Origin of the sequence: Arthrobacter echini, from assembly GCF_004803505.1 — a bacterium.
GTDB lineage: Bacteria > Actinomycetota > Actinomycetes > Actinomycetales > Micrococcaceae > Arthrobacter_D > Arthrobacter_D echini.
This window is the reverse complement of the sequence record NZ_SSWH01000004.1, coordinates 64,453-83,584: the sequence shown is the minus strand read 5'-3', so window position 1 is coordinate 83,584 and position 19,132 is coordinate 64,453. Positions and strand designations below refer to the sequence as shown.

The 19,132-nt window shown below is 67.0% G+C and carries 18 protein-coding genes and 4 tRNA genes; 9 read left to right on the top strand and 13 right to left on the bottom strand.

Annotated features, from left to right (window positions below):
- Positions 1 to 167: 167 nt before the first annotated feature.
- From E8P82_RS06000 to E8P82_RS05985, 4 genes are all read right to left on the bottom strand, one after another.
- On the bottom strand, positions 168 to 842 hold the full coding sequence (locus E8P82_RS06000; RefSeq protein ID WP_136453590.1) for an ATP-dependent Clp protease proteolytic subunit: 675 nt from the start codon (positions 840 to 842) through the stop codon (positions 168 to 170).
- Between the two features lie 41 nt (positions 843 to 883).
- Entirely contained in the window at positions 884 to 1,510 is a 627-nt protein-coding gene (locus E8P82_RS05995) for an ATP-dependent Clp protease proteolytic subunit (RefSeq protein ID WP_425456001.1), read from the bottom strand.
- 277 nt (positions 1,511 to 1,787) lie between these two features.
- On the bottom strand, positions 1,788 to 3,353 hold the full coding sequence (gene tig, locus E8P82_RS05990) for a trigger factor (protein WP_136453589.1): 1,566 nt from the start codon (positions 3,351 to 3,353) through the stop codon (positions 1,788 to 1,790).
- Between the two features lie 70 nt (positions 3,354 to 3,423).
- Positions 3,424 to 3,497: transfer RNA gene (locus tag E8P82_RS05985), tRNA-Pro, on the bottom strand.
- Positions 3,498 to 3,609: 112 nt separating this feature from the next.
- Here E8P82_RS05985 and E8P82_RS05980 point away from each other — a divergent pair.
- Positions 3,610 to 3,680, top strand: a tRNA-Gly gene (locus E8P82_RS05980).
- 59 nt (positions 3,681 to 3,739) lie between these two features.
- Here E8P82_RS05980 and E8P82_RS05975 read toward each other — a convergent pair.
- Positions 3,740 to 4,636, bottom strand: coding sequence for an Fpg/Nei family DNA glycosylase (locus E8P82_RS05975; RefSeq protein WP_136453588.1), 897 nt, complete (start codon positions 4,634 to 4,636; stop codon positions 3,740 to 3,742).
- A complete protein-coding gene (locus E8P82_RS05970) occupies positions 4,629 to 5,099 on the bottom strand; it encodes a ribose-5-phosphate isomerase (protein WP_136453587.1) in 471 nt (156 codons plus the stop codon). The genes E8P82_RS05975 and E8P82_RS05970 overlap by 8 nt, the downstream gene beginning before the upstream one ends.
- 215 nt (positions 5,100 to 5,314) lie before the next feature.
- Between E8P82_RS05970 and pepN the strand changes: the two genes are divergently transcribed.
- The 4 genes from pepN to E8P82_RS05950 all read left to right on the top strand — a co-directional run bounded on the left by pepN (position 5,315) and on the right by E8P82_RS05950 (position 9,638).
- Positions 5,315 to 7,861, top strand: a complete 2,547-nt coding sequence (gene pepN / locus E8P82_RS05965) for an aminopeptidase N (protein WP_136453747.1) — start codon at positions 5,315 to 5,317, stop codon at positions 7,859 to 7,861.
- A gap of 14 nt (positions 7,862 to 7,875) precedes the next feature.
- Positions 7,876 to 8,373: an OsmC family protein gene (locus E8P82_RS05960; RefSeq protein ID WP_136453586.1), complete on the top strand. Its 498-nt coding sequence runs from the start codon at positions 7,876 to 7,878 to the stop codon at positions 8,371 to 8,373.
- A 150-nt stretch (positions 8,374 to 8,523) separates the two neighbouring features.
- On the top strand, positions 8,524 to 9,162 hold the full coding sequence (locus E8P82_RS05955) for a mechanosensitive ion channel family protein (RefSeq protein WP_136453746.1): 639 nt from the start codon (positions 8,524 to 8,526) through the stop codon (positions 9,160 to 9,162).
- Positions 9,159 to 9,638 (top strand): globin, encoded by a 480-nt coding sequence (locus E8P82_RS05950; protein ID WP_136453585.1) that lies wholly within the window; start codon positions 9,159 to 9,161, stop codon positions 9,636 to 9,638. Before E8P82_RS05955 ends, E8P82_RS05950 begins: the two co-directional genes overlap by 4 nt.
- A gap of 46 nt (positions 9,639 to 9,684) precedes the next feature.
- Here E8P82_RS05950 and E8P82_RS05945 read toward each other — a convergent pair whose 3' ends face one another.
- Positions 9,685 to 10,344, bottom strand: a complete 660-nt coding sequence (locus tag E8P82_RS05945) for a DUF8185 domain-containing protein (RefSeq protein ID WP_136453584.1) — start codon at positions 10,342 to 10,344, stop codon at positions 9,685 to 9,687.
- The gene (locus E8P82_RS05940) at positions 10,341 to 10,814 is read right to left on the bottom strand and encodes an acyl-CoA thioesterase (RefSeq protein WP_136453583.1); all 474 of its coding nucleotides are present in this window, start codon (positions 10,812 to 10,814) and stop codon (positions 10,341 to 10,343) included. Before E8P82_RS05940 ends, E8P82_RS05945 begins: the two co-directional genes overlap by 4 nt.
- 168 nt (positions 10,815 to 10,982) lie before the next feature.
- Between E8P82_RS05940 and E8P82_RS05935 the strand changes: the two genes are divergently transcribed.
- On the top strand, positions 10,983 to 11,903 hold the full coding sequence (locus tag E8P82_RS05935) for an acyl-CoA thioesterase (RefSeq protein WP_136453582.1): 921 nt from the start codon (positions 10,983 to 10,985) through the stop codon (positions 11,901 to 11,903).
- Between the two features lie 110 nt (positions 11,904 to 12,013).
- Here E8P82_RS05935 and ettA read toward each other — a convergent pair whose 3' ends face one another.
- The 5 genes from ettA to mptB form a co-directional block, all read right to left on the bottom strand.
- Positions 12,014 to 13,696 carry an energy-dependent translational throttle protein EttA gene (ettA, locus tag E8P82_RS05930; protein WP_136453581.1) on the bottom strand — a complete coding sequence of 561 codons (1,683 nt, stop codon included), beginning with the start codon at positions 13,694 to 13,696 and terminating at the stop codon, positions 12,014 to 12,016.
- A 94-nt stretch (positions 13,697 to 13,790) separates the two neighbouring features.
- The gene (gene ssb, locus E8P82_RS05925; protein WP_136453580.1) at positions 13,791 to 14,390 is read right to left on the bottom strand and encodes a single-stranded DNA-binding protein; all 600 of its coding nucleotides are present in this window, start codon (positions 14,388 to 14,390) and stop codon (positions 13,791 to 13,793) included.
- A 166-nt stretch (positions 14,391 to 14,556) separates the two neighbouring features.
- Positions 14,557 to 14,632 (bottom strand) — tRNA-Arg (locus E8P82_RS05920).
- 56 nt (positions 14,633 to 14,688) lie between these two features.
- Positions 14,689 to 15,138, bottom strand: coding sequence for a DUF3224 domain-containing protein (locus E8P82_RS05915; RefSeq protein WP_136453579.1), 450 nt, complete (start codon positions 15,136 to 15,138; stop codon positions 14,689 to 14,691).
- Positions 15,139 to 15,219: 81 nt separating this feature from the next.
- Positions 15,220 to 16,740 (bottom strand): polyprenol phosphomannose-dependent alpha 1,6 mannosyltransferase MptB, encoded by a 1,521-nt coding sequence (mptB, locus tag E8P82_RS05910; RefSeq protein WP_168796497.1) that lies wholly within the window; start codon positions 16,738 to 16,740, stop codon positions 15,220 to 15,222.
- A gap of 255 nt (positions 16,741 to 16,995) precedes the next feature.
- Between mptB and orn the strand changes: the two genes are divergently transcribed.
- The 3 genes from orn to E8P82_RS05895 all read left to right on the top strand — a co-directional run bounded on the left by orn (position 16,996) and on the right by E8P82_RS05895 (position 19,130).
- The gene (orn, locus tag E8P82_RS05905; protein ID WP_136453578.1) at positions 16,996 to 17,598 is read left to right on the top strand and encodes an oligoribonuclease; all 603 of its coding nucleotides are present in this window, start codon (positions 16,996 to 16,998) and stop codon (positions 17,596 to 17,598) included.
- A 133-nt stretch (positions 17,599 to 17,731) separates the two neighbouring features.
- Positions 17,732 to 17,804, top strand: a tRNA-His gene (locus E8P82_RS05900).
- Between the two features lie 153 nt (positions 17,805 to 17,957).
- Positions 17,958 to 19,130, top strand: coding sequence for an acyl-CoA dehydrogenase family protein (locus E8P82_RS05895; protein WP_136453577.1), 1,173 nt, complete (start codon positions 17,958 to 17,960; stop codon positions 19,128 to 19,130).
- Positions 19,131 to 19,132 lie beyond the last annotated feature (2 nt).

Genomic DNA, 19,132 nt, shown 5'->3' with positions numbered 1-19,132 from the left:
GGATCCCCTTAGGTTCTACGCGATTACTATCTCCACTCTAGGCCACGAGTGCAGCAGAACCGGTACACGAATGCCCGTGGTGCCTCGGGGCACCACGGGCATTCAGCGACCGGTTCCACGACACTCCGGGAGACCGCTCGCGCGGTCTCGGACTGCCGTCCGGAGTGCTAGGGCGTATTGATCTTCGGCGGCGTGAGCTTGCGGGAGTTCAGCACCTCGTCGACCAGTCCGTACTCCACGGCGTCCGCCGCGGTGAGGATCTTGTCACGCTCGATGTCGAGGTTCACCTGCTCGGAAGTCCGCCCCGAGTGCAGTGCCAGGGTGTCCTCGAGCCAGGTCCGCATGCGCATGACCTCGTTGGCCTGGATCTCCAGGTCCGAGGCCTGTCCGCCCTGGCCCCCGGAAAGTGCGGGCTGGTGGATCAGCACACGCGCATTGGGCAGCGCGAGCCGCTTGCCCGGTGCGCCCGCGGCCAACAGCACGGCAGCTGCACTGGCAGCCTGACCGAGGCAGACCGTCTGGACCTCGGGACGGATGAACTGCATGGTGTCGTAGATCGCCGTCATCGCGGTGAACGAACCACCGGGTGAGTTGATGTAGAGCGTGATGTCCCGCTCGGAGTCCGTGGACTCGAGCACGAGCAGCTGGGCCATGATGTCATCGGCCGAGGCGTCGTCGACCTGCGTGCCGAGGAAGATGATGCGATCCTCGAACAGTTTGGTGTACGGGTCCTGGCGCTTGAACCCGTAGGGCGTGCGCTCTTCGAACTGGGGAAGGATGTAACGGCTGGAAGGAAGGTTCTGCGCCTTCGATCCCGCTGCTGCCTGGAATTCGTGGTTCATGGTGTCTCCTGTTGGCCGACTGGTCGTTGATGTTCTGCGGACTACGACGTCTGGTCGGTTCCGCCGCCACCCGAGACGGAACCCGAGTGAGCGGAGATGTGGTCGAAGAATCCGTACTCGAGTGCTTCCTGGGCCGTGAACCACTTGTCGCGGTCGTTGTCGGTGAGGATCTTCTCGACGCTCTGGCCCGTCTGCTCCGCCGTCAGCTCGGCCATGACCCGCTTCATGTGCAGGATCAGTTCGGCCTGGATGCGGATGTCCGTTGCCGTTCCACCGATACCGCCGGAGGGCTGGTGCATGAGGATGCGGGCGTGGGGCGTCGCGTAGCGCTTGCCCTTCGTGCCCGAGGAGAGCAGGAACTGCCCCATCGAGGCCGCCAGTCCCGTGGCGACCGTGACGACGTCGTTGGGGATGAACTGCATGGTGTCGTAGATGGCCATGCCGGCCGTCACCGAACCACCCGGGGAGTTGATGTAGAGGAAGATGTCCTTCTCGGGATCCTCGGCGGACAGCAGAAGCAGTTGCGAGCAAATCGCATTGGCGTTGTCGTCGCGAACCTCTGAACCGAGCCAGATGATGCGCTCCTTGAGGAGCCTGTTGTAGATGTACTCGTCACGACCGGCCATCTCGGGGCCGGCCATGCTCGGGGTGCTTGGTTCGGTTGCCATGGGCGTTGACCTTTCACTCTGGCGGGCCACGCCGTTCCGGCGGACCCGTCCGTTTGTCTCTCCTTGGACACTAACCCGCAAGCGCGCGGATGTACTCCCGCTGCACGGACTGTTCGCTGACGGCGCACGGTGCGCAGGATGCGCTCCCCGTGCACCTCGGACACCGCCTCCGAGGCACTCCTGCGGGAGTGGAGCGAGCCGTATCGCCCCTGATGAGAACGGCGGCGCCGCTGCCCGTGGGCTGCGGCGCCGCCGTATCGGCAGAGGGACCTCGGTCCTACTCCGACGTCTTGTTCGTCTTCCCGGGCTCGCCGGTGGACACCGCCTCCCCGGCGGCCTCCTCGGTCTGCTCCGTGGGCGCGGGCTGCCCTGCAGCCTCCTGCAGCGCTCCCGGCTCTCCCGCAGCTTCCTCGGTCTGCTCCGTCGGTGCGGCTCCATCGGCGTCATCGCTGTCGTCCGCCTCGACGTCAGCGTCATCCACGCCCTGCCCGACGTCAGTGGCGTCGATGTCCTGCTCGACGTCGTCCGTGACGCCCGATCCGTCCTCGTCGCCCTCGCCGCGGACGAAGTCGCTGAGATCGATGACGGCACCATCGGTGTCCGTGACCGTCGCGTACTCGAGGACCTTGGCCAGGGCCTTGCGACGCCGCACCTCGCCGACGATCATCTGCACCTGCCCGCTCTGGTCGAGCATCTGCGCGAACTGGTTCGGCTCCATCCCGTACTGGCCGGCGGTGGAGACGATGTAGTCGATCAGCTCGCTCTGGCTGACCCCCACCTCTTCCTTCTCGGCGACGAGATCGAGGATCACCTCGTTCTGGAAGGCACGCTCGGTGTTGCTGCGGATCTCTGCACGGTGCTCTTCCGTGTCGTGGTCCTCGCCGCCGCTGGCGTTCTCCCCGTTGAAGTGCTGTTCGAGCTGATCCTCGATGACGCTCTCCGGAACCGGGACTCCGACCATCTCGACGAGCTTGTCGAGGACCAGGTCGCGCGCCTCGACGCCCTGGTCCAGGAGCTTGGACTCGGAGGCCTGCTTGGCCAGATCCGCCCGCAGCTCCTCCGCGGTGTCGAACTCGGAGGCCAGCTGGGCGAACTCGTCGTCGACCTCGGGCAGCTCGCGCTCCTTGACGGCCTTCACCTGGATCTTGACCTCGGCGTCGACACCGGCATACTCACCGCCGGCGAGCTTCGTCTCGAAGACGGCGTCCTCGTCGGCGGACAGACCGGTGACGGCCTCGTCCATGCCGTCGAGCATGGTTCCGGAGCCGATCTGGTAGGACAGGTCCTGCGCGGAGTCGACTTCCTCCCCATCGACGGACGCGCTCAGATCGATGGTCAGGAAGTCGCCGTCCTGGGCAGGACGATCGACGACGCTGAGCGTCCCGAAGCGGCCGCGCAATTCGTCCATGGCCTTCTCGACGTCGTCATCGGAGGCCTCCACGGGCGCCACGGTGACCTCGAGGCCCTTGTACTCGGCGAGCTCGATCTCGGGACGGACATCGAGCTCGACGGTGAACGCGAGCCGGCCCTCCTTCTTCGCCGGATCGGGCACCTCGGTGATCTCGACCTCGGGGCGGCTGAGTGGGCGGATGCCCGTCTCCTGGACCGCGCTCTGGTAGAAACCGTTCAGGCCGTCGTTGATGGCCTGCTCGATCACGTAGCCGCGGCCGACCCGCTGATCGATGAGCTGCTGTGGAACCTTGCCCTTGCGGAACCCGGGAACCTGGACCTGGGTCGCAATGGTCTTGTAGGCCTCGTCGATGTTCGGCTTCAGCTCCTCGAGGGGAACCTCGACGGCCAGCTTCACCCTGGTGGGGGAAAGGGTTTCAACAGCGCTCTTCACAGCGTAGGACTCCTGAGATGATTGGGAATGATTCTGCAGCGCAAGGCACTCTCCTCATTGCACGACAGAGTCGGGGTGACAGGAGTTGAACCTGCGACTTCCTGCTCCCAAAGCAGGCGCTCTACCAAGCTGAGCTACACCCCGTAAGTGCGAGTGCTAGTCTACGCATCTTTTTTCACCGCCATGCACATTTGGCGATCGTGGAAGAGCTGTGGTGTAGTTGTAGGCGTTCCTGGGCAGCGAAATGTGCTCACGCGGGGATGTAGCTTAGTGGTAAAGCCTCAGTCTTCCAAACTGATGATGCGGGTTCGATTCCCGTCATCCCCTCTCTTCTTCCGGCTCTCGTGTTCTCCCGCTTCGCGCACAGACCAGCCGCGCGGACCAGCTCAGTCCGGCTGGCACTGCGGACACCAGAACACGGTGCGAGCCGACATCTCCGAGCTCCGGATCGGGGTGCCGCAGCGTCGGCACGGTTCCCCGGTCCGCTTGTAGACGTAGTGCGGGGCCGATCTCCTCGGCCGTCCGCCACGAGCCTCGGGCGTGGTGGTGATGATCCGGCCCTCCCGCACCCCGTCGCTCATCAACCGCACCGCATCGGACCAGAGACCGGCCGCCTCGTCCTGGCGCAACTGCCTGCCCGGGCGCCACGGGCTGACGCCCTGCAGGAAGAGGAGCTCCGCGCGGTAGATGTTGCCGATGCCCGCGATCACCGCCTGGTTCATCAGCTGCACACCGACGGGCGTGACGCTGGAGGTGATCCTCCGCTCGAAGTGCGTTCCGTCGGCGCCCGGCTGCAGCGGATCCGGGCCGAGCCTGGCACGCACGGCCTGCTCCTCGGCGGCAGTGATCACCTCGCAGGCCGTGGGACCACGCAGGTCGGCCCAGCCATGCTCCGAGACGAGCCGGACCCTCACCGCTCCGACGGGTTCGGGTGGCCCGATGTACTCCGTACTGCCGCCGGGCCCTGCGTCTCCCACAGGTTCGGAGCGCTCGGACTCACCGACCCTGCGGGGGGCTCCGATGCTCGAGGCACCGCGGAAGGTCGAATCGCCGCCGAAGCTCCACGCACCGTAGAGCCCGAGATGCACCCTGAGCACCAGGTCGTTGTCGAACCGGAGGAACATCTGCTTGCCGTGTGCCAGGGCCGTGAGCATGGTGGCACCCTCGAGCCGCGCGGCCCCGTCCGCGAAGCGCCCCTGCGGGCTGGAGACCCTGAGCCGCTCACCGCCGAAGACCGACGTGAACTGCCGTGCCAGCCTGTGGACCGAATGACCCTCAGGCAACGCTTCCGGTTTCCTCGAAGTGGGCGATCTGCGCGATCCGGCGGCTGTGCCGTTCGGCACCGCTGAACGGCTCGGTGAGAAAGGCGTCGATGATCTCCGTCGCCTCCTGCACGGAGTGCTGGCGGCCGCCGACGGCGACGAGATTGGCGTCGTTGTGCTGCCGGGCCAGCCGCGCGGTATCCAGATTCCACGCGAGAGCCGCGCGAGCCCCGTGCACCTTGTTCGCCGCGATCTGCTCGCCATTGCCGGAGCCACCGAGCACGATCCCCAGAGCGTCGACACCGGCCGCGCGGTCTGCCACCACGGCTTCGGCCGCGTTGATGCAGAACGAGGGGTAGTCGTCCTCGGGATCGAAGGACGACGGACCGTGATCCACGACGTCGTGCCCGGCCGCGGTCAGGTGCGAGAGCAGATTGGCGCTCAGTTCCATACCGGCGTGGTCTGTTGCGAGGTGGACGCGCATACTGTGGGTTCCTTGTCTTCCTGGGAATCTCGCCGGCGTGGCCCGCGACGGGCTCAGAGGGTCCCCCGGGTCCGGACGGACCTTCCCAGCGTAGTCGGCACTCGGTCGGATCGATATGCTGCACGCATGCCACAGTGGCAGAATACGAAGCACCGCGTGGGCACGATCACACCCGCGATTACCCCTGCCGACCCTGGAGGCGATCCTTGCCCGGTTTGAACCTGACGCGCGACGAAGCACGAGCGCGCGCCGATCTGCTCACCGTCCACTCCTACGACATCACGCTCGATCTGACCCGCGGCGATCGGCTGTTCCGGTCGACCACCGTGATCCGCTTCGACGCCGAGCAGGGCGCCTCGACGTTCATCGACGCCGTGACGCAGACGCTGCACCGCGTCGAACTGAACGGGGTGGTGCTGGAGCCCGACGACGTCAGCGACGGGGTACGCATCCAGCTGCCGACGCTGGCCGCGACCAACACCCTCGTGGTCGACGCCGACATGCCTTACATGAACACCGGAGAGGGACTGCACCGTTTCGTCGATCCCGTGGACGACGAGGTGTACCTCTACACCCAGTTCGAGGTCCCTGATTCCCGCCGCGTCTTCGCGGTCTTCGAACAGCCCGACCTGAAAGCGACCTTCCGGTTCTCGGTCACCGCCCCCTCCCACTGGGACGTCATCTCCAACAGCGCCACGCCCGACCCTGTCCCTGCCGGTCCCGACGCAGCGGCGGGCTCCACCTGGTCCTTCGCGCCCACGCCCGTGATCTCCTCCTACGTGACCGCGCTCGTCGCCGGTCCCTACCAGAGTGTCCGCAGCGAGCTGACGAGCTCGTCGGGCCGGACCATCCCGCTCGGCGTCTTCGCCCGGAAGTCGCTCATGCAGTACCTGGACGCGGAGAACATCTTCGAGCTCACGCGCCAGGGCTTCGCCTTCTACGAGGAGCAGTTCGGCACGCCCTACCCCTTCGAGAAGTACGACCAGCTGTTCGTTCCCGAGTTCAACGCCGGTGCGATGGAGAACGCCGGGGCCGTCACTCTCGTGGAGACCTATGTCTTCCGCTCGCGTGTCCCGGACGCCACGGTCGAGCGCCGCGCCATCACGATCCTCCACGAGCTCGCCCACATGTGGTTCGGGGACCTCGTGACCATGCGCTGGTGGAACGACCTGTGGCTGAACGAGTCGTTCGCCGAGTACATGTCGACCCTCGCGGCTGCGGAGGCGACCGAGTTCGAACAGGCGTGGACCACGTTCACGATGCTCGAGAAGGGCTGGGCCTACCGTCAGGACCAGCTCCCCTCGACCCACCCCATCGTGGCGCGGATCGACGATCTCGAGGACGTCCAGGTCAACTTCGACGGCATCACCTACGCCAAGGGCGCGTCGGTGCTCAAGCAACTGGTCGCCTGGGTGGGCCAGGAGGAGTTCATGGCCGGAGTCCGCCGGTACTTCGCCGAGCACGCCGGGAAGAACACCGAGCTCGTCGATCTCCTGACCGAGCTGGAAGCAGCCAGCGGCCGCGATCTGAAGGCGTGGTCGGCCCTCTGGCTCGAGACGGCCGGCGTGAACACCCTGCGCCCGGACCTCACGACCGACGATGACGGGCGCATCACCTCCTTCGCGATCCTGCAGGGTGCCGTCGAGGCATTCCCGACCCTGCGCCCGCACCGCCTCGCGGTCGGCCTCTACGACCACGACGACGGCGGCGCCCTGGTCCGCGTGCACCGCGTGGAGCTCGACGTCGACGGCGAGCGCACGGACGTGCCGGAGCTGATCGGCCGGCAGCAGCCGGCCCTGGTGTTGCTCAACGACGACGACCTCACGTACGCGAAGATCAGGCTCGACCCCGCCAGCCTGCGCACGTCCGTGCAGCACGTGAGGGACTTCCGCGACTCCCTCCCCCGCACCCTCGTCCTCGCCTCGGCCTGGGATGCCACCCGCGACGGCGAGAGTCCTGCTCGCGAGTACCTGGAACTGGTCCTACGGAACATCGGCGCCGAGTCAGATTCCTCCGTCGTGCTCGTGCTGCTGCGTCAGCTCGCCTCGGCCCTGGCGTTCTACGTGAGGCCGCAGGACCGCGGTGCCCTGGGTGATGCGGCAGCGGACAGTCTGCTGGAGCTCGCCCTGGCGGCACCCGCCGGCTCCGATGCACAACTCCAGTTCACGAAGGCCTTCGCCGACCATGCGCGTACGGAAGGGCAGCTCGACACGCTCGAGGCGATGCTGAATGGTGAGCGTGTTCCTGCCGGACTGACCATCGACCAGGATCTGCGGTGGGAGCTGCTCACCGGTCTCGTCGTCGGAGGCCGCTTCACGGAGAGCGAGATCGCCGCCGAACTGGTGCAGGACTCCACGGCGACGGGGCAGCTCGCCGCAGCAGGGGCACGGGCAGCGGTACCAATGGCGGAGGCGAAGGAGGCCGCGTGGAGTGCGCTCGTCGATTCCGCGGATCTGCCGAACGCGGTGCAACGCTCCATGATCGCCGGCTTCACGCGCGTCCACGACCGGTCCCTGCTCACTCCGTTCGTCGAGCGGTACTTCACGTCGATCGAGGGCGTCTGGTCCTCCCGGACACACGAGATCGCCCAGCAGATCGTCGTCGGGCTGTATCCCTCACTCCTGACCGAGCAGGCGACACTCGACGCCACGGATGCCTTCCTGGCCGGTCTCGATCCCGAGTCCTCGTCCCTGCGCCGACTGGTGCTCGAGAGCCGCGACGGCGTGGAGCGGGCGCTCCGGGCCCAGGCCGTCGACGGATAGCAGCGGATCACATCATGGGACTCGCGGAACACCACTACACGGCTGAGCTCCGCTGGACCGGCAACCAGGGCTCCGGCACATCGGGGTATCGCACCTACAGTCGTGATCATGAGGTGGAGGTCCAGGGCGCCGGTGTGCTCCTGGGCACCGCGGATCCCACCTTCCACGGCTCACGGGACCGCTGGAACCCCGAACAGTTGCTCCTGGCAGCCCTCGCGCAGTGCCATATGCTGTCCTATCTGCATGTCGCGGTGAGGGCCGGCGTCGTGGTCACGGGCTACCGGGACACGGCAACCGGTACCCTGCGCCTGCATGCCGACGGCAGTGGCGAGTTCACCGGCGTCGTCCTGCACCCGCAGGTGGAACTGGAGGATCCGGCTCAGTCCTCCCTGGCCGACCGTTTGCACGCGGAAGCGAACAGTCTGTGCTTCATCGCGAGATCCGTGAACTTCCCCGTGCAGCACGAACCCTCCTCCTCCGGACCCGCAATCGGCGAGGTGTCCTCCCACTGACGTCGTGCACCCGGACGCGAGCCACCCTCGCGGCAGGCGGGCATGATCCCCGCGGTAGCCTTGAGGAACACCCTGCACCCGAGACGCTCCAGACCGTGCGCGGACAACCTCCGATGCCCGGTCGGGAATGATTGTGTGAAAGTGACTGCAATGACCTTCTTCCCCTCCCTCGGCTACGGCGGCCGGATCATCGGTGCCCTGATCATCCTGGTGTGTGCGCTGCTCCTGTGGCTCGTGATCCGCGCACTGATCGCCCGCGCGGTCAGGCGCGTGCAGAACGGGGACACGGTCTTCAAGAAGGCGCACCTGGCATGGGCCCAACCGGTGTTCCGCCCGTTCGACAGCGCCCGGCGTGTGCAGCGCGCGCAGACGATCGGCGGCCTGCTCTCGAGTATCGCCGCCGGGACCATCGCCACCGTGGCGGTCCTGATGGCGATCGACACGCTGGGGTTCGTGATCGGGCCCATTCTCGCCAGTGTCGGCATCGTCGGGATCGCGATCGGCTTCGGCGCCCGCGAGGTCATCCGTGACGCCTTCCTCGGGTTCTTCATCACGATCGAGGACCAGTACGGCATCGGCGACACCATCGAGGTCGGCGAGACCGTCGGCGTCGTGGAGTCACTGGGTCTGCGCATCACCCGGCTGGTCGATGCCGATGGCGCCGTCTGGTACATCCGCAACGGTGACATCGCCAAGGTGGGCAACAGATCGCAGGGCAGTTACGTGGCGCCGGAGAGTCCGGACGCTCCAGTCGGCACGACCTCGTCGGCCGCGGAAGGCCAGGCATGAGCACTCAGAATCCTTCGGCTGCGGAGAACCCCGGTGACCGGACGGCGCTGCCGGTCGAACGACTGGCGGCCGCCGGTCGCCAGTTCACCCAGCCCCAGTACACCGACAACTTCTACGAGGCCGTGGGCGGCCACGAGGTCTTCGTGAGGCTCGTGGACGCCTTCTACGACGGCGTGGCCCAGGACGAGGTGCTGCGGCCCATGTATCCGGAGGAGGACCTGGCACCCGCGAAGCAACGCCTGCTGCTCTTCCTCGAACAGTACTGGGGCGGGCCGAAGACCTACGGTGAACAGCGTGGCCACCCCCGCCTGCGCATGCGGCACCTGCCGTTCCGCGTCACACCCCAGGCGCGGGACCACTGGCTGCAGCACATGCGCGCCGCCGTCGACGCCCTCGGAATGGCCCCCCTGCACGAGGCGACACTGTGGGACTACCTGGAGCGGGCAGCCCATTCGATGGTGAACGCCGCGGACTGAACCGCCGGAGAGCCTGCCTGCATCCGGGCTCGCGTTCCTTCCCGCGTCACAGGACGGCAGCGGCGCGGACCAGCACATGGCCGCGGACGGTGCTCAGCCGGGACCAGCGGCCGTTGCTGTAAGCTGTCGCCTCCGCCCCGGTCCCGAGGAAACCGAGGCTGAGTCCGCCGAACGCCGCGCCGGCAGGAATGCGCCCGGGAACGCCCTCGAGCTCCCGCCCCCAGACCGCGATCCTCGCGCTGCTGACCAGCGGTGCTCCCGCGCGCTCCGGCAGAACGCCTGCAACTTCCGCTATCCCGGCCCGGGCCGCCTCCACCAGCACCTCACCGGCCACCGTTCCCTCATGGATCCACCCTGAACGCGGCGGCAGGACCCCGGCCCATGCCGCCGTGGCGCTCACGGTCGGCAGGGGGAGGACGAGGCCGTCCTCGGGCATCCGTGCGAGCCGGTCCAGGATCGCGCCGAGAGGGACCGTGACATCGACGTCGGCGTCGTCCTGGAGCGCCATGGTCCGCAGCCCGAGCACCGTCGGTACCGCTTCGCCGAGCACGGTGGGGCCAAGCGCACGGACATAGGCGGCGAGTACTCCACCCGTTCCCACGAGGCGCACAGCACCGTCGTCGTCCGCCGCCCGGGCTCGCGCGGCCAGGGTGCGGAAGTCACGTACCGTCTCGACATCGGTCAAGCGCAGCTCGTCGACGCTCACGCATCCCGCCCGGAACAGGAGCGCCGGAACAGGACGGCGGGACCGAGCCAGGAGTCGAGGATCGTCCGCAGGACGTCCGCGATGCGCACCGGGCGCCCGGTGCTCCGGCTGACCAGCACCAGGCTGGTGGAAGCGATCGCACTCGTCGTGCTCCCCTCGGTGCCGACGCGATCGCGCACCACGTATCCCATCTCGAAACTCGAGGCACCGACCGATGTCACCCTCACGTCGACGGCCGCCGGAGTCGTGCTGAAATTCAGCGGCGCGAGATACTCGATCTCCTGGCGTGCCACGAGGGTGTAGTGATCCGCGTCGAGCAGCTCCATGAACGAACCGCTGTCGCGGGGCTCGCTCATCAGCATCACGCGCGCGTCCTCGAGGAACTGCAGGAACCGGACATTGTTGACATGGCCGTAGGAATCCTCGTCGCCGAAGCGCAGAGGCATGGGAACGGTGTGCACGAAAGACATGACCCCATTCTCTCAAAGACCCCTCGACCCGGGTGCACCGGGCAGTATCACGGTCGGCGGAGGCATCACGAGCCCCCGTTTTGAGCACGGCTTGCGTGCCGTCTAGTGTCAGTGAAGGCCACGGAGCAACGGCTCCGCTCCCATCCGTCCCCGAGGAGACTCCGAACCATGGCAGATCAGGCGCCGGCAGCAGAGACAGAGGCGGAGCCGAGCACGCGCAGGGACCCCACGGCGGACCTCCTGGACATCCTCGACCTCAGCGGCGCCGACGGCGCCCAGACCGACGAGGAGATCTTCGTCGGCGCGTCCTCCCGGCAGCCCGGTCGACGCGTCTTCGGCGGGCAAGTGCTGGCCCAGTCACTCGTCGCCGCCATGCGCACCGTCGAACCCTCGCGCGAGGTGCATTCCATGCATGGGTATTTCCTGCGTGCCGGCGATTCTCACCAACCGATCACCTTCGGCGTGCAGCGGCTGCGCGACGGACGGTCCTTCTCCGCGCGCCGTACCCACGCCTACCAGAACGGTGTATCGATCCTGTCGATGATCGCCTCCTTCCAGGAGCCCGACGACGGCATCACCCACCAGGACGGGATGCCGGCCGGCATCCCCGAGCCCGAGAGCCTGCCGACCACGGCGGAAATCCTCGGTACCTTCGACCATCCCGTGGCCCGCGCGTGGGCCTTCGAGCGTCCGTTCGACATCCGCCATGTCGACAGTCCGCTCTACACCTCGAACACCGGTGCCAGCGAGCCGCGCAACGCCGTATGGATGCGCAGTATCGGGCCGATGCCGGATGATCCCCAGCTGCACCGCGCAGCCCTGGCCTACGCGAGCGACTACACGCTCCTGGAGCCGATCCTGCGCCCGCACGGCCTCAGCTGGATCAGCCCGGGAATGAGTGTTGCCAGCCTCGACCACGCCATGTGGTGGCATCGACCCGTGCGGGTCGACGAGTGGCTCCTGTACGTGCAGAGCTCGCCCAGCGCCTCGGGTGCCAGGGGCCTGGCAGCAGGACGCATCTACGACCGGAGCGGACAACTCGTGGCGAGTGTGGCCCAGGAGGGCATGGTCCGGATTCCCCCGGCCTGACAACCCACTGCACCGGGGTCCGGCGCAGAGCCGCTGATCCACGACCCAGAACCACGGAGGGGCACGGCCATGCGGCCGTGTCCCTCCGACTCCGCCGGGTACGCGCTGTGCTAGTCGCGCGTGAGGCGGCGGTGCGTCACGCGATGCGGCTTGGCCGCATCGGCGCCGAGGCGTTCGATCTTGTTCTGCTCGTAGGCGTCGAAGTTGCCCTCGAACCAGTACCAGTTGGCCGGGTCCTCGTCCGTTCCCTCCCAGGACAGGATGTGCGTCGCGACGCGGTCCAGGAACCAGCGATCGTGCGAGACGACGACGGCGCAGCCCGGGAATTCCAGCAGCGCGTTCTCCAGACTCGAGAGTGTCTCCACGTCGAGGTCGTTCGTCGGTTCGTCGAGCAGCAGCAGATTTCCGCCCTGCTTGAGGGTCATGGCCAGGTTGAGCCGGTTCCGCTCTCCACCGGAGAGCACGCCCGCCTTCTTCTGCTGGTCCGGCCCCTTGAAGCCGAAGGCGGAGACGTAGGCACGGGACGGCATCTCGACCTGGCCCACCTGGATGAAGTCGTGGCCCTCGGAGACGACCTCCCACAGCGACTTGTCCGGGTCGATACCGGCGCGGGACTGGTCCACGTAGGAGATCTTCACGGAGTCGCCGATACGCAGCTCTCCGCCGTCGAGGGGCTCCAGACCCACGATGGTCTTGAACAGCGTGGTCTTGCCCACGCCGTTGGGACCGATGACTCCGACGATGCCGTTGCGCGGCAGAGAGAACGACAACCCGTCGATGAGGATGCGGTCGTCGTAGCCCTTGCGCAGATCGCGGGCCTCGATGACCTGGCTTCCGAGCCTGGGGCCCGGCGGGATCTGGATCTCCTCGAAGTCCAGCTTCCTGGTGCGATCAGCCTCCGCGGCCATCTCCTCGTAGCGGTTCAGGCGCGCCTTGGACTTGGTCTGACGTCCCTTGGCGTTGGAGCGCACCCACTCGAGCTCTTCCGTCAGGCGGCGGGAGAGCTTCTGGTCCTTCTTGCCCTGGACCTCGAGGCGCGCGCGCTTCTTCTCGAGGTACGTCGAGTAGTTGCCCTCGTACGGGTACAGGTGACCGCGGTCGACCTCGGCGATCCATTCGGCCACGTGGTCCAGGAAGTACCGGTCGTGGGTGACGGCGAGGACGGCGCCGGCGTAGGACTTCAGGTGCTGCTCCAGCCAGAGCACGCTCTCGGCATCGAGGTGGTTCGTGGGCTCGTCGAGCAGGAGCAGGTCCGGCTTCTGCAGCAGCAGCTTGCACAGCGCCACGCGGCGGCGCTCACCGCCGGAGAGGACGCTGACATCGGCGTCGGGGGGCGGGCAGCGCAGCGCATCCATGGCCTGCTCCAGCTGGGAATCGATGTCCCAGGCATCGGCGGCGTCGATGGCCTCCTGCAGCTTCCCCATCTCGTCGAGCAGCGTGTCGTAGTCGGCGTCGGGGTCGGCCATCTCCTCGGAGATCTCGTTGAACCGCTGGATCTTCCCGTAGATCTCCCCGACGCCCTCCTGCACGTTGCCGAGAACGGTCTTGTCCTCGTTCAGCGGGGGTTCCTGCAGGAGGATCCCGACCGTGTAGCCGGGGCTCAGGCGGGCTTCCCCGTTGGACGGGGTGTCGATACCCGCCATGATCTTCAGGATGGTGGACTTACCGGCACCGTTCGGACCGACCACGCCGATCTTCGCACCGGGATAGAACGACATGCTGACGTCGTCGAGGATGACTTTGTCACCAACGGCCTTGCGGGCCTTGGTCATTGTGTAGATGAATTCCGCCATGTCCTCAAGGCTAGTGGTAGACCACCCGGTTCTCCCATTCACCCCGGACGCGTGCGGTTCCACGGTACGGGCAGGGGGCGCGGCGGAACGCAGGTCAGAACGGAACCGCCCCGGCGTGCAGCGCGTCGTGGTTCCCGCCGTCGTGCTCTTCCGTGTCCGGTCCGTGCGTGGACACGGCGCCGGCCGCACCGTCGGCAGCACCTTCATCGCGAGCACTGCCGAACACGCCGTCGTAGACCTCCCCGGTCCCCGGATCGACCCCTTCCGGAAGGTCGTGCTCGCCGCTCCCGTCTGCCGACGATTCCGGGCTTCCGCTCTGCCCCTGTGCACGATCCGCTGAGTTCCTCCTGAAGTTCGCCGTACCCCACATCAGATCATGCCCGACGGTGTCTGCATCGATCTCCACGGAGGTTCCCGTGCGGCCGTCGGCGGTGGTCCAGGGGCGGATGCGGAGCCGTCCGGTGGCGATCACCCTGTCGCCCTTCTTGATGCTGGCTCCGGCGTTCGTCGCGAGCTGCCGGAACATGGAGACCGAGTACCAGTTGGTGGTGCCGTCCACCCACCCGTTCGCCTCCTTGTCGAAACGGCGCTCGGTGGAACACATCCGGAAGCTCGAGATCGGCAGGCCACTGTGGGCGACGGCGAGGCGTACCTCCGTCGCTACGTAGCCCCGTACGGTGATGATGTCGGTCATGGTCGGTCCTTCCCTCGCTCAGGAGTGCGGCGCGTGCCGCCCCGGACTCAGTCTCCGAGGTACCGCTACGACGTGGGAGTGGTCGCTGGCCTATGTTGACAACGTCATGCCAGAACGGGAAAGGACCCCCTGATCCGCGGTGATGCGGGTCAGGGGGCCCTTGCAGTGGTGCCCCCGGCAGGATTCGAACCTGCGACCAGAGGATTAGAAGGCCCCTGCTCTATCCCCTGAGCTACGGAGGCAGTACACCCACTTTACTATGGGCGGATTCAGCGGTGCGTCGGATGCCAGGGCGGGGCTACACGTCGGGGTCGGCATCCGCGTCGACGCCCGGCGGGTCATCGGCGAAGCTCACGCGGAGTTCGAGGCGATGCTGCCCGTCCGGATCCTGCGTGTAGATGGCACGGCCGGAGATACCGCGCAGCTCCCCCGTGCCCGAGCCCGGGATGATGTGCCCGGAACTCGCCGCATCGACGCCCTCGGCCACACCCCAGTGCTGCACCGTCATCGCACCACGGCGCTCTCCGACCGCCCCGTCGAAGTGCTCGGACGCGACGTACCCTGCGCCCACGGCGTTGCCCGCCATGAGGAGTTCGGCCGTGCTCGTACCGCGGATATCCCCCTCGAAGACCTTCGCGGCGCTGACCCGGGACAGCTCGTCATGGCTGCCGGGCTCCGAGTAGGCCGCTGCGTCCCAGGCAGTGATCTCGAATTCACCGTGATACGTCTCGATCCCTGATTCGGTCATCTGCCCAGTATTGCCGTTCGGTGACGGACCTGCACGGTAGGCATGCAGTGTGACGCTGCCTGCCCGGGTGCATCCTGCGGATCAGTGGAGGTGCCCGGGTGCCGGCGGGGTGTAGCGCCTGCGGAAGAGCACCCTGGTACTGCGGTCGAAGAACACGAGGTACATCCCGAAGGCGAGGGCGACGACGGCGGCCATCACCCGGGCCATCAGCAGACTGAACCCGAAGTAGGGGAAGATGTCGAGCTGATCGGTGATCGCGTAGACCATGAAGAACGCCACGACGAGGTACAGCGACTTCACCTGCCAGTCGTCGCGGATCCCGGTGACCGCGAACAGCGGTATGAGCCAGACCACGTACCAGGACTGGATCATGGGTGCCAGCAGCACGATCGCCGCGAAGGCGATCGCCAGCCGACGCACCATGTGGCTGTGGTCACCGCGGAGGACCTCGTAGGCGATCACCACCAGCGAGAGCACCCGTGCCATTGTGTGGACGACGTCGGCCAGGTCCCACCCGGGAAGGCCGAGTGCATTGCCCAGCACTGCGACGACCATGCCGATGAACCCGACGGGCGCATACCAGATCCACACGCTTCCCGGCGTGCTCAGTGCCCCTACCCAGCCGAAGCCGAAGGTGTTGATCAGTCCCATGATCCACAGGATGCCCAGGCTGATGGCTGCAGTGACGAACCAGTAGAGGAAGCGCCTGGGCCACGACGCTCCCCTCCCGGCCCACAGCAGACCCACGAAGGGCAGGAAGATCAGCGTGATCGGTTTGATACCGACGGACAGGGTGATCAGGAGGATGCCCACGACGGGACGCCTTCTCGCCGCGAGATACAGTCCCGCGAGCGCCAGACCGATCATCAGGGAATCGTTGTGGACGGAGGCCACGAAGTTGATCAGCAGCAGCGGATTCGCCGCCGTCAGCCAGAGGGCCCGTGTCGGGTTCACGGAGTGGAGCTCGGCGAGTCTGGGCACCACCCAGACGCACAGGGCGACGCCGATGAGGGCGATGATCCGGAAGAGGATGATCGAGGTGTCCGGATTCCCACCCGTGAGACGGACGATTCCCTCCTCGATCCACAGGAACACCGGTCCGTAGGGCGTGGGGCTCTGCGCCCAGAGCTCGTCGGCCCCGATCTGCTGGTAGTTGGAGATCTGCGAATAGCCGTCGACATAGGGATTCAGGCCGGCCACCATCACCTGTCCCTGCACGATGTAGGCGAACACATCGCGACTGAAGAGTGGCAGCGCAGCAGCGAGTGGAACCGCCCACGCGATGATCGCCTTCAGGACGTACGGGCGCGCGTCCTCGGACCAGCCGTTGAGCCGCTGGCCCAGTCGCAGCCACGCCCGGACGAGCAGCATCCCGCCCAGTGCGAGGAGGAGGACCGAGATCACCGCACCCACCGGCTCGAAACGGAGCGCGATGATGATGGGATTGCGTCTGAGCTCGACCGATGCCTGTGAGAGCCAGCCGACCCCGAGCGATCCCAGCCACATCATCAGCGACCCGATGAAGCCCTGCACTATCGCGATGTTCGGCCGATTCCGACCCGCAGGTGGCGCGGTGTCGACGCGCGGCACATGGGCGGGCATAGGGAAGGTCCAATCGTCGGCAGGCTCGAGGTGGCGCTGAGCTCCCGTGTCACGACAAAGGCTGGAGAATCTTCCGCCCGGGCCGGTCTTCGGCGGCACTCCTGCCGACGACAGGCGCAGCACATTCGGGTCAGCGCGCGCTTCCGGATGGGCTGTAGGAATATTAGCACCGGAGCCCGCGCGGACTGTCGCGGCTGCCTCGTCCTGCCCTGGGGATGTCGTCGGCGCCGAAGCACCGGGCGGTACATTGGTCGGATGCCGATATCGAATGAACGCATCGTCTGGATCGACTGCGAGATGACCGGACTCGACCTCGACCGCGACGCCCTGATCGAGGTCGCCGTCGTCGTGACGGATGCCGAGCTGAACACCATCGACGACGGACTGGACGTGGTGATCAAGCCGGCCGCCGAAGCCCTCGCCCAGATGGGCGACTTCGTCCGTGACATGCACACGACGTCGGGCCTGCTCGAGGAACTCGACGGCGGGCTCACCATGGCCGACGCCGAGGCCAGGGTGCTCGAGTACATTCGCGAGCGGGTCCCGGAGCCGCGCAAGGCACAACTCGCAGGCAACTCGATCGGCACCGACCGGACGTTCCTCGTCCGCGACATGCCGGCCGTCGTCGACCACCTGCACTATCGCGTGATCGACGTCTCGACCATCAAGGAGCTCGCCCGCCGCTGGTACGTCCGCGCCTACTTCCAGTCGCCGGCCAAGACCGGCGGGCACCGCGCCCTCGGGGACATCGAGGATTCCATCAGGGAACTGCGGTACTACCGTCAGGCCGTCTTCGTCGCCTCGCCGGGACCGGACTCGGCAGCGAGCAAGGCCATAGCCGACGCCATCGCTCCCTGAGAACGCCGAGCCTCCCGGCGGCTCTTCCGGGTGACGGTCCGGATCACTCCCGGGAGTGTGTAGACTTGTGACCGCTGCCTTTCGTCGACATCGCGTCCGTGAACCTCATCGGCCGAACCGGCGAAGACACCTGGTGGGTATAGCTCAGTTGGCAGAGCGCCTGGTTGTGGTCCAGGAGGTCGCGGGTTCAACCCCCGTTACTCACCCTCGGATGTCAGGAGATCTCCTGGCAGCGGATGCCGTCCCGGAAAGACTCCGGGACGGCATCCGCATTTCCGGCTCCAGCAATCCGAAGCCCGGGACGACGGCGACGCCGGTCGATCGCCTCCTCCGGCCGACAGCACCGAAGGACCACTTCCATGGAACGCACAGTGTTCGAAGAGGATCACGAGCTTTTCCGCGACGTAGCCCGCGAGTTCAACGAACGCGCCGTCGCCCCCCACTACGCGCAGTGGGACCGCGAGCACATGATCGATCGCTCGGTCTGGACCGCCGCCGGCGAGCAGGGCCTGCTCGGTCTGGCGGTTCCGGAGGAGTTCGGCGGCGCCGGAATGCCCGACTACCGGTTCCGGACCGTACTGGACGAGGAGTTCGCACGGAGCAACCACCTCGCGGTCGGCCTCGCCTTCCACCTGCACGACGACCTCGTCCTGCCGCACCTGCTGGCCCATGGCTCGCAGGACCTCAAGGAGCGCTGGCTCCCGGGGATGGTCTCCGGCGAGATCGTCACCTCCTGCGCCTGGACGGAGCCCGGGGCCGGCAGCGACCTGCGCGGCATCCGGACCAGGGCGGTGCGCGACGGCGACGACTGGCTGATCACGGGCCAGAAGGTCTTCATCGGCAACGGGATCAGCGGGGACGCTTCCCTCGTGCTCGCCCGCACGGACGGAAGCTCGGGTCGCGGGTCCAGTGACGCCTTCTCGCTGTTCATGGTGCGGAAGGGCGAGGGCTACACGCCCGGCAGGCAGCTGGACAAGATGGGCCTGCGCGCCTCCGACACCGCTGAGCTGTTCTTCGACAACGTGCGGGTCCCCGGCGCCGATCTCGTCGGAGAAGTGGGTCAGGGCCTGCGGTACAGCCTTGAGCAGATCCCGCAGGGCCGCCTCGGTATCGCCGTCGCTGCCGCCGCGCTGGCACGGGCCACCTATGCGCAGACGCTCCGTTACGTCACCGAGCGGAGCGCCTTCGGCGAGCGGGTGCTGGACTTCCAGAACACGCGGCACGTCCTCGCGGACATCCTCACCGAACTCGAGGTCACCGAGACCTTCGTGGACCGGTGCGTCCTGGCATTCAACGCCGGGTCGCTCACCGGAGAGGCCGCTGCGCAGGCCAAGCTCTGGGCGAGCGAGCGGGCGAAGTCGATCACGGATCGCTGCCTGCAGCTGCACGGCGGGTACGGGTACATCCTCGAGTACCCGGTCTCGCAGGCGTTCCTGGCCGCCCGTTTGCTGACCATCTTCGGTGGCACCAGCGAGATCATGCGCGAGTCCATCGGACGGTCGATCGCGGACCGCCCCGCGCAGAACAGGTAGTC

Bases quoted from the DNA above. Each gene is read 5' to 3' on its own strand.
- E8P82_RS06000 (WP_136453590.1), bottom strand. From the start codon at position 842: ATGAACCACGAATTCCAGGCAGCAGCGGGATCGAAGGCGCAGAACCTT.
- E8P82_RS05995 (WP_425456001.1), bottom strand. From the start codon at position 1,510: ATGGCAACCGAACCAAGCACCCCGAGCATGGCCGGCCCCGAGATGGCC.
- E8P82_RS05970 (WP_136453587.1), bottom strand. From the start codon at position 5,099: ATGCGCGTCCACCTCGCAACAGACCACGCCGGTATGGAACTGAGCGCC.
- E8P82_RS05960 (WP_136453586.1), top strand. From the start codon at position 7,876: ATGGGACTCGCGGAACACCACTACACGGCTGAGCTCCGCTGGACCGGC.
- E8P82_RS05955 (WP_136453746.1), top strand. From the start codon at position 8,524: ATGACCTTCTTCCCCTCCCTCGGCTACGGCGGCCGGATCATCGGTGCC.
- E8P82_RS05950 (WP_136453585.1), top strand. From the start codon at position 9,159: ATGAGCACTCAGAATCCTTCGGCTGCGGAGAACCCCGGTGACCGGACG.
- E8P82_RS05940 (WP_136453583.1), bottom strand. From the start codon at position 10,814: ATGTCTTTCGTGCACACCGTTCCCATGCCTCTGCGCTTCGGCGACGAG.
- E8P82_RS05935 (WP_136453582.1), top strand. From the start codon at position 10,983: ATGGCAGATCAGGCGCCGGCAGCAGAGACAGAGGCGGAGCCGAGCACG.
- ettA (WP_136453581.1), bottom strand. From the start codon at position 13,696: ATGGCGGAATTCATCTACACAATGACCAAGGCCCGCAAGGCCGTTGGT.
- ssb (WP_136453580.1), bottom strand. From the start codon at position 14,390: ATGACCGACATCATCACCGTACGGGGCTACGTAGCGACGGAGGTACGC.
- E8P82_RS05915 (WP_136453579.1), bottom strand. From the start codon at position 15,138: ATGACCGAATCAGGGATCGAGACGTATCACGGTGAATTCGAGATCACT.
- mptB (WP_168796497.1), bottom strand. From the start codon at position 16,740: ATGCCCGCCCATGTGCCGCGCGTCGACACCGCGCCACCTGCGGGTCGG.
- orn (WP_136453578.1), top strand. From the start codon at position 16,996: ATGCCGATATCGAATGAACGCATCGTCTGGATCGACTGCGAGATGACC.
- E8P82_RS05895 (WP_136453577.1), top strand. From the start codon at position 17,958: ATGGAACGCACAGTGTTCGAAGAGGATCACGAGCTTTTCCGCGACGTA.